Here is a 14,888-nt window from a genome sequence, read left to right as displayed (position 1 = left end):
AATAATTGCTATCGATAATAAATGTCTTATTAAAACTAAAGCGGTATTAACAACTCAAACAAGATGACTATTAGAACAAGACGATTGTAAATAATCGCTCCATCATCATATTTTTATAATTTCTATAAGGACACATTCAATGAATAAACAAGCCATTCACGAACGTATTGCTAACTTACGTAGCACCTTAGCCGCGCAAGATCTCACCGCAATCATCGTACCCTCTGCTGATCCCCATTTATCTGAATATCTACCAGAGTACTGGCAAGCACGCTTATGGCTGTCAGGATTTACCGGTTCTGTCGGTACGCTGGTCGTGACTGCTGACTTTGCAGGTCTATGGACGGATAGCCGTTATTGGGTACATGCTGCCGACCAGTTAGAAGGCACAGGTATTACTTTAGAAAAGCTTGCGCCAGGTCAGCCAAATCATATCGATTGGCTAGCTGAGCATTTGCAAGAAGGGGATAGCGTAGCAGTGGACGGTAATGTGTTATCTATCGCTGAGCAAGATCGCCTGTTAAGTGCTTTTGATGCCAATGATATTACTTTGATCACTGAGCGTGATGTGCTGACAGAGATTTGGACAGATCGTCCAGCACTACCAGCGGCCAAATTATATACTCATGATGAGCAGTTCCTTGCTCAGTCTGCCACCTCAAAACTTGCTGCAGTGCGCGAAGGCATGGCAGAAGCAGGTGCAACCCATCATTTACTCTCAAGTCTAGACGATATCGCTTGGTTGACGAACTTGCGCGGCGCTGATGTCGATTATAATCCGGTGTTCTTGTCGCACATGTTGATTGACGCAGACAAAGCAACGTTATTTGTTGATACTGATAAAGTAAGCGAAGATATCGCACAGAGTCTAAAAGACAGTGGTATCACATTGGCTGATTATTCTGCTGTGCAAGAGGCACTGAGTGCATTGACGCCAGACGATTTATTATTGTTAGATCCGAGCAAAGTCGCAGTTGGTACACTCTCAAAAATGGCAGACGATGTTGGTTTTATTGAACAAATGGCGCCTAGTACATTACTCAAATCTGTAAAGTCAGATGCAGATATCGATCATGTCCGTGAAGCGATGCGTCAAGATGGTGCTGCTTTGGCTGAGTTTTTTGCGACATTTGAGCAGCGTCTAGCGGCAGGCGAGCGTTTGAGTGAGCTAGATGTTGATAGCATGCTGATAGACGTGCGCAGTCGTCAGCCACATTATGTCTCTCCAAGTTTCCCAACCATCGCAGGCTTTAACGAAAATGGCGCATTGCCACATTACCGTGCGACGCCAGAAAAATTCAGCTACCTTGATGTGGCGGAGGGCGAAGGCGGATTGCTACTGATTGACTCAGGCGCACAATATCAAAACGGTACGACTGATATCACCCGCGTAGTCGGTATTGGACAAGTCACTGCCGAGCATAAACGGGACTTTACGATTGTGCTAAAAGCTCACATTGCGCTAGCTCGTGCCCATTTCCCTGATGGTATCGCCTCACCGTTGATCGATGCTATTTGCCGTGCGCCATTGTGGCAAGCACAGATGGACTATGGTCATGGTACAGGTCACGGCGTTGGTTATTTCTTAAACGTGCACGAAGGCCCACAAGTCATTGCCTATAGTGCTAGCACACCAAAAGAGCGCGCGATGAAAGTCGGTATGATTTCAAGTAATGAGCCAGGTCTATACCGCGAAGGCAAATGGGGTATCCGTATCGAGAACTTGGTAGTAAATACGCCAGTTGCTAAGCCTACTGAGACAGAGTTTGGTGATTTCTTGAACTTTGAGACCATCACTTACTGCCCAATTGACACGCGTCTGATTGAGCCGTCCCTGTTGGATCAAACCGAGATTGATTGGTTAAATGACTATCATAGCCAAGTCTTCGCAGAGCTAAAAGATCGTGTTGAAGGTGCAGCGCTTGAATGGTTGACTGAACGTACCAAAGGTATTTAATACCAAGCTCAAAACATTAACTAAAAGTACTAAAAAGCCCCGTAAACAATTTACGGGGCTTTTTAGTGTTCGTTATTTAGTACTTAGTACTGAACGGCTGTTTCTAACTGTAGGTTTAATACTGAAAAATAATCACTGTTAGTGAATACTTTTCTTAGCAGCTTCATTATTAGTAGTTAAGTCATTCTGCTCGCTAAAGTGTTGGGTTACCTCAGCACGTAGCCAAGACTTTAGGTTTTCAGACATCAGCATCATTTGCTCACTTAGATAGTCATCGACCTGTGTTTCTAGCTCGCGGATTAGCTGTTGGTGTGTTGCATCTAGCTTCGCGTCTTTTAGTGCTAAATTAATCGCTGCACTGGCTTTATTATTAATATCTTTAATGTGGTTATCACTAAGCGCATGTGCCTGTTCGCTAATGGTTTTGCTGTCAGCACTTTTATTATCGCTAGCATTGCCTTCAGCATTTACGACTTCTGATATCGCTTTTTCAGTCTTTGCACTAGAGTTATCAGTAACAAAATCGTCAGTAACAGCGCTATCTGCCACGACTTTATCTGTGTTTACTTTAGCTACGTCGGTAGCAGCCAGTTCTTTGTCGTTGTCTGTCTCTAACGCTGACTGCGTATTTTTTCTTGTTCTTTTTGAGTCGCTTCTGCCTTGCGTGTGGCTTCTTCTGCTTCTTTTTCTTCTGCTCGTCTTCTAGCTTTTGTTTTGCAGCGGCCGCGTCTTCTCGCTCTTGTTTGTCCGTGATTGCTTTAGCAATGGCTTGCTCAGCATTGTAGTTGTCATATAGCTCGTCTACATGCGCATCTAAATCATGAGTATTAAAAGTGAAGTCTTCAAATGAGGTATCAGATTGCAGTAGAGTAGTAATATCTTTTAGTTCTTGGGTAATCGCTGCGCGTACTGGCTCAGGTGCACACGTCCAGCGTTGATAAAACTGATGGGAAAATGAGTAGCTTGACATGGTATCTTCCATAAATGTTCCAAAATTACCCCTTATCATACGCAAGTACGATAAGGGGCTGCAAGTGGACAAACGTAGCAAATCTGACACCAACGTTACAACGCACTCATTACCATGCGCTGCGCTGTAGATGGGTGGCTATTATTGATTGACAGGCCAGCGAGCAAATACCAATGAGCCATTGGTACCACCAAAGCCAAAGCTGTTGGATACTGCATACTGCAAGTTATCAACTTTGCGTGATTGATTAGCCACATAATCAAGGTTACAGTTGTCTTCGACATCGTCTAGATTAATCGTAGGCGGCACATGCTGATGCTGTAGCGCTAGTACTGTAAAGATAGCTTCAACTCCGCCAGCGGCACCAAGTAAGTGACCAGTCATCGATTTGGTCGAGCTAACTAAGATGCTGTCTTTTACAGGAGAGAACACAGTTTCGATAGCAATAGACTCAGCCACGTCACCAGCAGGGGTACTAGTACCATGAGCGTTGACATAGCCGACGCTTGATGACTCGATACCAGCATCGTTTAGTGCATTTTGCATCGCTCTTGCCGCACCGCTACCGTCTTCTGGTGGTGCAGTAATATGACTGGCGTCATCGCTCATACCGAAACCGACTAACTCTGCCAATATCGTTGCACCGCGCGCTTTGGCATGGGCAAGGCTTTCTAATACAACCACGCCAGCACCATCACCAAGGACAAATCCGTCACGACCTTTATCAAACGGACGTGAGGCTTTGGTTGGCTCATCGTTGCGCGTAGATAGTGCATGCATAGCACTAAAGCCAGCTATACCAAGTGGGCTAGAACCTTTTTCACTACCGCCGGCCAACATGACATCAGCATCACCATAAGCGATCAAACGAGCAGCAAGACCCATAGCATGAGTCGCCGTGGTACAAGCTGTTGAGGTCGCAAGGTTTGGGCCTTTCAACTTATGCTTAATTGCTACCAGTCCAGCGGCCATATTAACGATAGAGCCTGGAATAATGAAAGGTGAGACTTTGCCTGCGCCTTTTTCATGTAGGGTATCACGGCTGTTTTCAATTGTTTGAATACCGCCAATACCTGAACCTAAAATAATACCAAAGCGATCTTGATCAACGCCTTGCACAGGCGCATCAGCAGCACTGACTTCATCGATAAAACCAGCGTGCTTTAGGGCCATGGCAGAAGCGGCAACCCCATAATGCATGAACTCATCGTAGCGACGCGCATCTTTGGCATTCATATATTGCTTGGCATCAAAGTCTTTGATCACGCCTGCAATTTGCGCACGGTAGCCGGTGGCATCGAAATGCGTAATCGGTGAGATACCACTCTCGCCATTGAGCAATTTGGTCCATGAGCTATCGACGTCTAGACCGAGCGGCGTAATGGCGCCCATACCTGTGACTACCACACGTGTATCATCAGAACGCTCGTAGTGAGGTGGTTTTTGACGCGATTTATGTACAGGTGCTGCAGTCATATTATTTGTGTCATCAGTGGTGGCTTGGTCGATAGGTGAACTACTATTCTGGCTCATGCGATATATCCTATACTTACAGGTCCTAAGAGGATGGCGTTTCAAAAGTCATTATAAAACACATAAGTGCACGTATGTAAACTAAAATTTAACTGGTCAGGCAAAACATACTTGACCCAATACCACGCCTTTATTTGCACCAGTTACCGCTGGTAAATTACCAGTTTCACCCATCAATGTTTGTCTGGCTAACCACGCAAAAGCAACGGCCTCTACCCATGTTGGCGCAAGCCCTAAATGTTCAGTAGTTTTTACTGTGCAATAGGGTAGATGTGCTTGCAGGCGTGTCATTAAATAGTCATTCAATGCCCCGCCACCACAAACATAAACTGAGCTGTTTTTTGAATGACTGACAAACATGTTGATTTGCGTACTGGCACTGATAGCCGTTAGTTCAGTTAAGGTTGCTTGCACATCGGCAGCTGAATAACTGATGTTAGCATTGGCTTGTTCAAAAGCCTGTAGCTCACCCTGCAACCAAGTTAAATTAAAGTCCTCACGACCTGTGCTTTTTGGATGAGATTGAGCAAAAAATGGGTGTGCCAAAAGTTGCTGTAATAATGGTTCAATGAGAGTTCCAGACTGTGCCCAAGCACCGCTCGCATCATAGCTATTATCAGTATGCAACGCTGTCCACGCATCCAATAACAAGTTGGCAGGTCCAGTATCGTAGCCAACAACTTGAATTTCTTCACTGGCTAGCAAGACGGTTATATTGGCAATACCGCCTAAGTTTAATAGCACACGTGTGCTATCGGGATTGGCGAATAATGCCTGATGAAACGCAGGTACTAAAGGCGCACCCTGACCACCAACTGCCATGTCACGACGACGGAAATCACTGACTACACTGATACCTGTGCGCTCAGCGATAATATTGGCATCGACCAGTTGCAAGCTAAAACCCATCTGCGGGCGATGACGTACGGTTTGTCCGTGACAGCCAATCGCTAGCACTGATTCAGCATCGATATTTACTTGCTGCAATAAAGTATTGACCACTTCGCTCGCGAACTCAGCATACGCGCGACTTGCCCAACCGAACCAATCCAATTCACTTTTTGGTTCATCGGCCTCTGGTAAAAGTTGATTTACACCATTCGGCTGACATAATGCCAGTAAAACTTCACGCAGACGGGGCGGAAAGTCTTGGCTATAGGTCGCAAGCAGTTGCATTGGCGGTTGAGTGTTGTCTTCGTTGCTCATCTCAGGATTAAACTGACAAAGAACCGCATCCATACCGTCCAAACTGGTGCCAGACATCATGCCGATATATAAGCCATCATCGAAGCTTTCAAACACGGTTTGCTCAAGGGCATCGGTCAGGGTGGCGTAGTTCGAATCATCAAAGGTCAAATCATCAATATCGTCTGAACTGTTATCCAAACCATTATTCATAAGTAAGTCTGTGAGGGCATTATGGTCAGTATCAGCAATCGATGCGGGGTTGGTCATGGCAATTTACCTTAAAAAACGCTAGTATATCCGTCAAATTCTAGCATTTTTTCCAACCTTTTGAGGTTCTAAACTTCCTAAGGTGTTGAGCCAGTAACCGTCATTCATAAAAATCCCAATTAAAGCGACATATAGAGAGCATCATGACCAATCAAACTTACACCCTAGAAGAACAACTGGCCCTTATTCAGCGCGGTACGCAAGAGATATTGTCTGAAGATGACTTAGTGGCTAAGCTAAAGCTCAATCGTCCACTACGTATCAAGGCTGGCTTTGATCCTACCGCCCCTGATCTGCATTTGGGTCATACAGTATTGATCAATAAGCTTAAGCATTTTCAAGATTTGGGTCATGAGATTTATTTTCTAATCGGCGATTATACTGCCAAGATTGGTGACCCTTCTGGCAAAAACAGCACGCGTCCACCGTTGACTGATGAGCAAATCAAAGCCAACGCCACGACTTATGCTGAGCAAGTATTTAAAATCTTGGACAAAGAAAAAACTCGCGTGGTCTTTAACTCTGAGTGGTTCAATGACATGAGCGCCGCTGACATGATTCAGCTTGCCAGTCAGCAAACCGTCTCGCGTATGCTAGAGCGTGATGACTTTTCAAAACGCTATGCATCACAAACGCCCATCTCTATCCATGAATTTCTTTATCCGTTAGTACAAGGCTACGATTCTATCGCCCTAAAAGCCGATGTTGAGCTTGGCGGTACCGATCAAACTTTTAACTTGCTAATGGGTCGCACGCTGCAAGGACGCTATGGCCAAGAACCACAAGTTTGTATCACTGTGCCAATCTTAGAAGGGTTGGATGGTGTCAATAAAATGTCCAAATCACTGGGCAACTATGTCGCGATCTACGACACACCAGGCACCATGTATCAAAAAATCCTGTCGATGCCGGACACACTGATCCATCGCTACTTTGAATTTTTAAGCTTTAAGCCAATGGAAGAAGTCGAAAGCTTGATGGCAGACATGGAAGGTGGCCGTAACCCACAAGAAATCAAACGTATCTTAGCCGAAGAGTTAATCGAGCGCTTCCATGATGCTGATGCCGCTGCTAATGCGCACAAATCTGCGGGTAACGTTTTAGCAGATGGCGAGCTACCAGTTGACTTGCCAGAAATCATGCTAGATCTAGAAGGGCAAGATGCGTTATTTATCACTCAGATCCTGAACCAAGCTAAGCTCGCTAAAAACAACTCGGCTGCCAAAGACATGGTAAAACGTGGCGCGGTCAAAGTAGATGGCGAAGTCGTTGATGGTGGCTTTAGTCTAACCTCAGGTCAGACGGTCGTGATTCAAGCAGGCAAAAAGCTTATGCAAAAGTGACGGTTGCTTAGATAATCTATAAAAATGATTAAGAGCGAGGTCGGCAGTAATTGTCGACCTTTTTTATGAAGCGATAATTAGCAGCCATTTTTTAATAGTAGGAGTTTGCTATGACTAAAACCATCACCCAAGGCATTTACCGCCACTATAAAGGCAGCTTGTATCAAGTATTGCATACCGCGCAGCACTCAGAAACCGAAGAATCGCTAGTGGTATATCGTTGTTTGTACGGTGAGTATGGCGTGTGGGTTCGTCCGCTTGCGATGTTCGCTGAAACAGTCATGGTCGATGGTAAAGAAATTCCGCGATTCGAATTGATTAAGGTATTAAATGATTAATACTTAGCCAATAATTTAGATTGAATAATGCACAAAAAAACGACCCGTTGAGGTCGTTTTTTTTGTGCATTATCGCAAACTCACAATTAAGCGTTCAGAAACTCTTTCAATACTTTATAAAAACTAACTGGTGCATCCATCGGTACAGCATGCCCTGATGTTGACAAAATAATACTGTGTGCATTGGGCAGCAGAGAAGTCAAACGCTGTTGCCATTCTGCATTATATAACTGCGAGCGCGCACCAATCAGCAAAGTAGTCGGAATATTGACCGTTGGTAACACATCGCGGTAATCGTAGGGCAGTGCAACATAAGCCGATAGACAACGCAGTTTGTGTTGCCAAGTCGCGTGTTCCATTAGTGAGATTTTGTGCGGTGCCCGATAACTGAGGGCTTTTATCAATAATTGCGAAGGTTTACTACTGACAGAGAGCAGAGAAAAAGAGCGTTCCATGTCTAATAAATTTACTTTCAATCGATAGGGCAGGTGACGGAAGTCAACCACTTGTTCGGCTTGTAAATAAGGAGCAGTGTCAGTAATCAACCGTGTAAATTGCGCAAACAATTCGGTTTGTCGTGTACCGAATACACCGCCACCTTGCCAGTCTGGCTGATTATGAATAATCGGTGCTTGGTCAATATTCAGATAGTGACTCACGCGCTGAGTACCAAAGCGCTGAAAATACGCCCACATGACTAATGCTCCCATCGATATCGCGGCAACAGGAAAAGCTTCAAAGCCAGTTTCTTTGCTCACGTATTCAAACACATCTTGGGTATCCTGTGCATATTGCTCAATAAAATCAAACGTTGGCAACGTTAGATTACTGGCCAAACCAAACCCTCTAAAATGCGGCAAGTAAAAGCAGTAGTGCTGAATGAGTGGTAAAATAAATGGTAGAAATTGCCTCGCATCCATACCAAAAGCATGCATTAATAGGACAGGTTTACCTTTGCCAATGACAGAGACGGGCAGCAGTGTTCCATCAGCTGTTTGAACAGTAATAGTCTTTAGCTGGTAGGGAGTAGGAAAGGGTATGAGGTCTTTTTCATAGAGTGATATCACTTTGATTTTTAGGCTGTCTCGGTCAATTTAGCTAAAAAAGTATGGCGGTAGAGTACACCGCTACAAAATAGTTATACAGCTAATAAAAGCCTGCTATATTAAAGCTGTCACCTGACCATAGCATAGAATTTGGCTGGCGGTAAAAGCAGTAGCGTTAACTGACAAGGATATAAGTACATGAGCAGATTAACATTGCCATTACTCGATAGTAGCCTATATCCACAAGTGTGGCAGCAGCAGACATTTACCAGTCCGCAAGCGCTTTTACTGTCGATGTTGTCTGCTACTTTGAGTAGGAATGTCACAATTGATGCCAGTGCTTTTACCAAGCAGTTATTGGCAGACGATGTTTATCAGGAATGGATTAATACTACGGTGTTCGGGCGTTATTTACATCGTAACTTCACCGCGTTTTATCAGCAGACAGAAGACAGTTTTAACACAGATATGCCTGCATTGTTCCGTCAAGAGTTGGTGCGCCATGCGCAGTATTTACCGCTCAGTCAGGTATTGTTTTTTGCAGGAGATATGCCCAAAAGTGTACGACAGACTAAAACGTTAACCACGACGGTGAATCCAGCGACTGCAATCATAAATGCTCAGAAAATGTCTCATAATCTAGCACAAAAGCTGTCCGTGAGTAATTCAAGGTTAATCATTAACCAGATAACCATCACTGGTAAGCAAGTATTAGGGTTTGCGATACGTCACAATAAACGTACTAGCGAGCGCTTGCGCAATGAAGTATTGATTATGGACTTTCAGGATTTGCGCTTGGTCAATGAGCAGACTGTCGAAGACATAAAAAAAGCAATATAGATGACTCTATATTGCTTCGATCTTATGAGATACGCTAACAGGTTCGGTGTTAATAAGTGATATATCGATAATCAACATCGACACTATAACTAGCCGAACAGTTAATATTAATCTTGCTTGGCAATCGTTAGCCCATTATACGTTTGCGCAACTGGCATTACTTCTAGGCGGTTGACGTTAATATGAGCAGGTGACTCAATCAACCATAATAAAATATCACCGATATCTTCACCTGTCATGGTTTTAAAGCCATCATACACCTTTGCCGCTTTGTCATCGTCACCGTGATAGCGCACATTTGAAAACTCAGTGCCAGCCACATTACCAGGTTCAAGATTAGTCACACGCACTTGGGTACCAATCAGATCCGCTCGCAAGTTTAAGCTGAACTGTTTTACAAACGCTTTAGTTGCGCCGTAAACATTACCACCGAAGTAAGGCCAGCTACCAGCAATCGAACCGACATTGATAATATAACCATTATCGCGAGCGACCATCGCTGGTAAGATCGCATGGGTCAACGCCATCAAGCCTTTAATATTGGTATCAGTCATACGCATCCAGTCATCAAGACTGGCTTTGTGAGCAGGCTCTGTACCCAGTGCCAATCCTGCATTATTGACCAAGACATCGATTTGTTTAAAATCATCAGGCAAGTCAGCAATGATTTTCGGGATAGAAGCTGTATCACTCACATCCATAACCACGGGTAAAAAAGTCTCACCTAAAGTTTCTGCCAAAGCATTCAGTTTATCAAGGCGTCTGGCACAACCAATCACGCGATGGCCGTTAGCAACCAAACGCTCTGCCAACGCTTTACCAAAACCCGCGCTTGCTCCTGTAATCAATACGTTCATGATCTGTCCTTATTATTGATGCTGTCTGCTGTTGCCATAATTTTAATGACGGCTTTATTTACCCTAATGCGACTTATCTATTAGATAACTGCTTACCAAAAATCTTATCACCAGCATCGCCTAGACCTGGGATGATGTAGCCGTGCTCATCCAAATGGCTGTCTAATGCAGCGGTATAGATAGTCACGTCAGGATGCGCTTCATTTACCAAACGTACGCCTTCAGGTGCAGCCACCAATACCAATGCTTTTATGTTAGTACAGCCATTTTTCTTTAGCATTTCAATAGTCGCAACCATTGAGCCGCCCGTGGCTAGCATTGGATCAATGATCAGCGCAGGACGTTTGTCCATGTGGCTAACAAATTTTTCAAAAAACGGTACCGGTTGCAACGTTTCTTCATCACGTTGTAGACCGACCACAGAAATCTTAGCAGTAGGGATCAAGTCGAGCACCCCATCAAGCATGCCGATACCTGCGCGTAAAATCGGTACGATCGTCGCCGTCTTACCGATGATTTGCTCACCAGTAATTTCGCCACACCAGCCTTCCATTGGAAAAGTTTCAATTTCAAAATCACGGCTCGCTTCATAAGCCATCAAGCGCGCAAGCTCTTTGGTCAATGTACGAAATTTATAAGTACTACAGTCTTTTTCGCGCATAAGGCTGAGTTTATGACGGACTAGTGGATGATCGATTACCGTAATTTTTAAATCGCTGTTTAAGTCACTCATAAGTACTCTCTTGGTTTCTTGTCTGATGCTTGCGCAGTTACTGCGGTTGCTATTAGTATAAAAGATACAAACACTTACCGCACTTTAACCATATCTTCAGCTTATAAATAGTAAAGTTAAATCCTTCACAATCAAGCTAATAAACTACTTTACAACAGTGCTGGTTTATCACAATGACAATATTTGCGTTCACAGCTGCCATCAAAGCCTAAGCAATTCAGACTAAGTAAAATGATATCGCGCTATCTTAAGTCAACTGATTGAACCGACTAATTTTGACTATATAACGTGACTATAAGTGAGGTAGTGTTTAGACTTGCTATGATACCAAAAAAACCGCTTTTCTGACGAAGAATATCATGACTATAAAAACACCAAGCACTCAAAAAACCACTGGTACTGAATCAAAATCACCTGATGACAAAACCACAGAGCTTGAAACCCATCCTTTTGAACCTGTCTTACCGCCCAATGCCACGGTCATGATGATGGGTACTTTTCCACCGACGGCTGATAAATGGGCGATGAGCTTTCATTATCCTAATTTTTATAATGATATGTGGCGAATATATGGTCGAGTGTTTTTTAACGATGCTGACTACTTTAGAATAGGCGATGAAAAACGCTTTGACCCTGAGCGCATTCGAGATTTTATGTTTGAACGTGGCATTGCGTCTTGTCCGACAGTAAAGCAGGCGATCCGTGAGACGGGTAATGCTTCGGATAAAAATCTAACGGTAGTCACACCTGTTGATTTAGAGGTTATCTTGCCACAAGTGCCGAAGGTAAAGTCATTGTTTACGACAGGAGGCAAGGCGACCGAAGTACTGCTTGGGTTATTAGACGAGCCAATTGCCAAATCAAAGCATCCAAAAACCAATCAAAGTATGGATTATCCTTATCAATGGCAGAGTACAGACGACCAGAAAGCTGATGTGAATAATCTAACCTTATACAGATTGCCGTCAACCTCACGTGCTTATCCACTATCGTTGGATAAGAAAGTCGCTGCGTATAAAGCGTTTTTTGAAAAAATGGGTAAGTTATAAAATGGAAATAGAGAAATGGTTGCACTAATCGAAGATAAAGTTCAAAGATAATAAAAGGTATTTATCTAGTAAGTCTAAACGTCTTTGATGTTATGAATTATAGTAAATAGCACATCTATAGTCAGTCTTTAAACCTATTGAAATTAATTAAACGATAACCCATTGAAAAAAATACAGATTTGTTTCTCTCTTAAAATAAGTTCAAAAACATTAATAAAACGGGTTGACACAAAAGATAAACCGTCTATAATACGCACCTCATCAAGACGAGCTGGAAGTAGCTAGTGTGTAGATTACACATTGATAACCCAGTTAACTTGTTGAAACAAATTAAAAAAAGAAGTTGACAGACTATTAAATCATGATATGATGGTCAGCTCGCTAAATAGGATAAACCACATTGGCTAACTTATTTAGTTTGAAATACTAGCACTGGACGACAGTGTTAGACATTATTTAAAAGCATAACTAAAGAACAACTTGTGTGGATTTTTGCTGATTCAGAATGCTAAAAAATAAAGTTGACTATCTTTTCTTTTCGGGAAGATTATTAACTATAAAAATTATCATTTAAGACAGCAGAAAAACTCAAAGTTAATTCATTACGAACATAATTTTTAGCGATTTTGCCAGATTAGATGAGCCAAGTTTAGAAGCTTCTTTAAAGAGCTTCATAGCAAGATTAAACTGAAGAGTTTGATCATGGCTCAGATTGAACGCTGGCGGCAGGCTTAACACATGCAAGTCGAGCGGAAACGATGGTAGCTTGCTACCAGGCGTCGAGCGGCGGACGGGTGAGTAATACTTAGGAATCTACCTAGTAGTGGGGGATAGCACGGGGAAACTCGTATTAATACCGCATACGACCTACGGGAGAAAGGGGGCAGTTTACTGCTCTCGCTATTAGATGAGCCTAAGTCGGATTAGCTAGATGGTGGGGTAAAGGCCTACCATGGCGACGATCTGTAGCTGGTCTGAGAGGATGATCAGCCACACCGGGACTGAGACACGGCCCGGACTCCTACGGGAGGCAGCAGTGGGGAATATTGGACAATGGGGGAAACCCTGATCCAGCCATGCCGCGTGTGTGAAGAAGGCCTTTTGGTTGTAAAGCACTTTAAGCAGTGAAGAAGACTCTTCGGTTAATACCCGGAGACGATGACATTAGCTGCAGAATAAGCACCGGCTAACTCTGTGCCAGCAGCCGCGGTAATACAGAGGGTGCAAGCGTTAATCGGAATTACTGGGCGTAAAGCGAGCGTAGGTGGCTTGATAAGTCAGATGTGAAATCCCCGGGCTTAACCTGGGAACTGCATCTGAAACTGTTAGGCTAGAGTAGGTGAGAGGGAAGTAGAATTTCAGGTGTAGCGGTGAAATGCGTAGAGATCTGAAGGAATACCGATGGCGAAGGCAGCTTCCTGGCATCATACTGACACTGAGGCTCGAAAGCGTGGGTAGCAAACAGGATTAGATACCCTGGTAGTCCACGCCGTAAACGATGTCTACTAGTCGTTGGGTCCCTTGAGGACTTAGTGACGCAGCTAACGCAATAAGTAGACCGCCTGGGGAGTACGGCCGCAAGGTTAAAACTCAAATGAATTGACGGGGGCCCGCACAAGCGGTGGAGCATGTGGTTTAATTCGATGCAACGCGAAGAACCTTACCTGGTCTTGACATATCTAGAATCCTGCAGAGATGCGGGAGTGCCTTCGGGAATTAGAATACAGGTGCTGCATGGCTGTCGTCAGCTCGTGTCGTGAGATGTTGGGTTAAGTCCCGCAACGAGCGCAACCCTTGTCCTTAGTTACCAGCGGGTTAAGCCGGGAACTCTAAGGATACTGCCAGTGACAAACTGGAGGAAGGCGGGGACGACGTCAAGTCATCATGGCCCTTACGACCAGGGCTACACACGTGCTACAATGGTAGGTACAGAGGGCAGCTACACAGCGATGTGATGCGAATCTCAAAAAGCCTATCGTAGTCCAGATTGGAGTCTGCAACTCGACTCCATGAAGTAGGAATCGCTAGTAATCGCGGATCAGAATGCCGCGGTGAATACGTTCCCGGGCCTTGTACACACCGCCCGTCACACCATGGGAGTTGATTGCACCAGAAGTGGATAGCTTAACCTTCGGGGAGGCGTTCACCACGGTGTGGTTGATGACTGGGGTGAAGTCGTAACAAGGTAGCCGTAGGGGAACCTGCGGCTGGATCACCTCCTTATAGACGCATTCGGTCAGCAAGAATTCACAACAAGTTGTTCTTTAGTTTAAGCTTACGTTTTTAACAAACGTATTAGGGTCTGTAGCTCAGCTGGTTAGAGCACCGTGTTGATAACGCGGGGGTCGGTGGTTCAAGTCCACCTAGACCCACCATTTTACAATGGGGCCATAGCTCAGTTGGTAGAGCGCCTGCCTTGCACGCAGGAGGTCAACGGTTCGACTCCGTTTGGCTCCACCACTACTAAGACGGTTAAGTAAGCTTTAGATGCTAATAAATAAATAGGTATTAAATAGAAACAAGTGATTTTAACTGATTACTTCTTTCTGTTTTATACAGAATCTGTGACTCGACGAGAGCATAGAGACTATTTAAAAACATAGATATGAGTCTGGGTTAGGAAGAGCGTGTTCACGCGCACTTCTTAACCTTAATAACTCACCTCTTAACGACATCAGTTGTTATCCCAGGGGTGAGTTATTAAAAAAGTAAAGAGAACTGAATCAAGCGTATAAACATAGGTGATATCGTTATCATAATTAGATTG

11 protein-coding genes, 2 tRNA genes, 1 rRNA gene and 1 pseudogene are annotated in these 14,888 nt (G+C 44.1%); 8 read left to right on the top strand and 7 right to left on the bottom strand.

All coding sequences use genetic code 11. The features are described from left to right. The first annotated feature begins 139 nt into the window (after positions 1 to 139). Positions 140 to 1,957, top strand: a complete 1,818-nt coding sequence (locus ACOBWA_RS13845; protein ID WP_420229692.1) for an aminopeptidase P family protein — start codon at positions 140 to 142, stop codon at positions 1,955 to 1,957. 138 nt (positions 1,958 to 2,095) lie between these two features. Here the strand turns inward: ACOBWA_RS13845 and ACOBWA_RS13840 are convergent, their stop codons facing one another. From ACOBWA_RS13840 to ACOBWA_RS13825, 4 genes are all read right to left on the bottom strand, one after another. Further along, positions 2,096 to 2,506, bottom strand: coding sequence for a hypothetical protein (locus ACOBWA_RS13840; RefSeq protein ID WP_420229691.1), 411 nt, complete (start codon positions 2,504 to 2,506; stop codon positions 2,096 to 2,098). A 19-nt stretch (positions 2,507 to 2,525) separates the two neighbouring features. Continuing rightward, the gene (locus ACOBWA_RS13835; protein ID WP_420229690.1) at positions 2,526 to 2,939 is read right to left on the bottom strand and encodes a hypothetical protein; all 414 of its coding nucleotides are present in this window, start codon (positions 2,937 to 2,939) and stop codon (positions 2,526 to 2,528) included. Positions 2,940 to 3,068: 129 nt separating this feature from the next. Then, positions 3,069 to 4,319 carry a beta-ketoacyl-ACP synthase II gene (gene fabF, locus ACOBWA_RS13830; RefSeq protein ID WP_420230786.1) on the bottom strand — a complete coding sequence of 417 codons (1,251 nt, stop codon included), beginning with the start codon at positions 4,317 to 4,319 and terminating at the stop codon, positions 3,069 to 3,071. A gap of 237 nt (positions 4,320 to 4,556) precedes the next feature. After that, positions 4,557 to 5,915: an anhydro-N-acetylmuramic acid kinase gene (locus ACOBWA_RS13825; protein WP_420229689.1), complete on the bottom strand. Its 1,359-nt coding sequence runs from the start codon at positions 5,913 to 5,915 to the stop codon at positions 4,557 to 4,559. A 143-nt stretch (positions 5,916 to 6,058) separates the two neighbouring features. On the opposite strand from ACOBWA_RS13825, the pseudogene tyrS reads away from it, so the two are divergent. Together tyrS and ACOBWA_RS13815 are read left to right on the top strand one after the other, a co-directional pair. After that, positions 6,059 to 7,269, top strand: a pseudogene (gene tyrS / locus ACOBWA_RS13820) (tyrosine--tRNA ligase). A 99-nt stretch (positions 7,270 to 7,368) separates the two neighbouring features. Continuing rightward, positions 7,369 to 7,596 carry a DUF1653 domain-containing protein gene (locus ACOBWA_RS13815; protein WP_420229688.1) on the top strand — a complete coding sequence of 76 codons (228 nt, stop codon included), beginning with the start codon at positions 7,369 to 7,371 and terminating at the stop codon, positions 7,594 to 7,596. An 86-nt stretch (positions 7,597 to 7,682) separates the two neighbouring features. Here ACOBWA_RS13815 and ACOBWA_RS13810 read toward each other — a convergent pair whose 3' ends face one another. Beyond that, positions 7,683 to 8,663: an alpha/beta fold hydrolase gene (locus tag ACOBWA_RS13810; RefSeq protein ID WP_420229687.1), complete on the bottom strand. Its 981-nt coding sequence runs from the start codon at positions 8,661 to 8,663 to the stop codon at positions 7,683 to 7,685. Between the two features lie 177 nt (positions 8,664 to 8,840). On the opposite strand from ACOBWA_RS13810, the gene ACOBWA_RS13805 reads away from it, so the two are divergent. Continuing rightward, positions 8,841 to 9,482 carry a hypothetical protein gene (locus ACOBWA_RS13805; RefSeq protein WP_420229686.1) on the top strand — a complete coding sequence of 214 codons (642 nt, stop codon included), beginning with the start codon at positions 8,841 to 8,843 and terminating at the stop codon, positions 9,480 to 9,482. A 107-nt stretch (positions 9,483 to 9,589) separates the two neighbouring features. Here ACOBWA_RS13805 and ACOBWA_RS13800 read toward each other — a convergent pair whose 3' ends face one another. Both ACOBWA_RS13800 and upp read right to left on the bottom strand, forming a co-directional pair. Further along, positions 9,590 to 10,339 (bottom strand): SDR family NAD(P)-dependent oxidoreductase, encoded by a 750-nt coding sequence (locus tag ACOBWA_RS13800; RefSeq protein WP_420229685.1) that lies wholly within the window; start codon positions 10,337 to 10,339, stop codon positions 9,590 to 9,592. 73 nt (positions 10,340 to 10,412) lie between these two features. Then, on the bottom strand, positions 10,413 to 11,072 hold the full coding sequence (upp, locus tag ACOBWA_RS13795) for a uracil phosphoribosyltransferase (protein WP_057761878.1): 660 nt from the start codon (positions 11,070 to 11,072) through the stop codon (positions 10,413 to 10,415). A gap of 482 nt (positions 11,073 to 11,554) precedes the next feature. Between upp and ACOBWA_RS13790 the strand changes: the two genes are divergently transcribed. The 4 genes from ACOBWA_RS13790 to ACOBWA_RS13775 all read left to right on the top strand — a co-directional run bounded on the left by ACOBWA_RS13790 (position 11,555) and on the right by ACOBWA_RS13775 (position 14,581). Next, the gene (locus ACOBWA_RS13790) at positions 11,555 to 12,121 is read left to right on the top strand and encodes a DNA glycosylase (protein WP_420230785.1); all 567 of its coding nucleotides are present in this window, start codon (positions 11,555 to 11,557) and stop codon (positions 12,119 to 12,121) included. A gap of 684 nt (positions 12,122 to 12,805) precedes the next feature. Then, a 16S ribosomal RNA gene (locus ACOBWA_RS13785) occupies positions 12,806 to 14,344 on the top strand. A 75-nt stretch (positions 14,345 to 14,419) separates the two neighbouring features. Continuing rightward, positions 14,420 to 14,496 (top strand) — tRNA-Ile (locus tag ACOBWA_RS13780). A gap of 9 nt (positions 14,497 to 14,505) precedes the next feature. Further along, a tRNA-Ala gene (locus ACOBWA_RS13775) sits at positions 14,506 to 14,581 on the top strand. Positions 14,582 to 14,888: the final 307 nt, after the last annotated feature.

It is taken from the genome of Psychrobacter sp. ER1 (assembly GCF_048631835.1).
Classification (GTDB): domain Bacteria; phylum Pseudomonadota; class Gammaproteobacteria; order Pseudomonadales; family Moraxellaceae; genus Psychrobacter.
The sequence above is the reverse complement of the archived record's forward strand: the minus strand, read 5'-3'. Positions and strand labels throughout refer to the sequence as shown.

Bases quoted from the DNA above. Each gene is read 5' to 3' on its own strand.
- fabF (WP_420230786.1), bottom strand. From the start codon at position 4,319: ATGGGCGCCATTACGCCGCTCGGTCTAGACGTCGATAGCTCATGGACC.
- ACOBWA_RS13815 (WP_420229688.1), top strand. From the start codon at position 7,369: ATGACTAAAACCATCACCCAAGGCATTTACCGCCACTATAAAGGCAGC.
- ACOBWA_RS13825 (WP_420229689.1), bottom strand. From the start codon at position 5,915: ATGACCAACCCCGCATCGATTGCTGATACTGACCATAATGCCCTCACA.
- ACOBWA_RS13835 (WP_420229690.1), bottom strand. From the start codon at position 2,939: ATGGAAGATACCATGTCAAGCTACTCATTTTCCCATCAGTTTTATCAA.
- ACOBWA_RS13805 (WP_420229686.1), top strand. From the start codon at position 8,841: ATGAGCAGATTAACATTGCCATTACTCGATAGTAGCCTATATCCACAA.
- upp (WP_057761878.1), bottom strand. From the start codon at position 11,072: ATGAGTGACTTAAACAGCGATTTAAAAATTACGGTAATCGATCATCCA.
- ACOBWA_RS13800 (WP_420229685.1), bottom strand. From the start codon at position 10,339: ATGAACGTATTGATTACAGGAGCAAGCGCGGGTTTTGGTAAAGCGTTG.
- ACOBWA_RS13790 (WP_420230785.1), top strand. From the start codon at position 11,555: ATGATGATGGGTACTTTTCCACCGACGGCTGATAAATGGGCGATGAGC.
- ACOBWA_RS13845 (WP_420229692.1), top strand. From the start codon at position 140: ATGAATAAACAAGCCATTCACGAACGTATTGCTAACTTACGTAGCACC.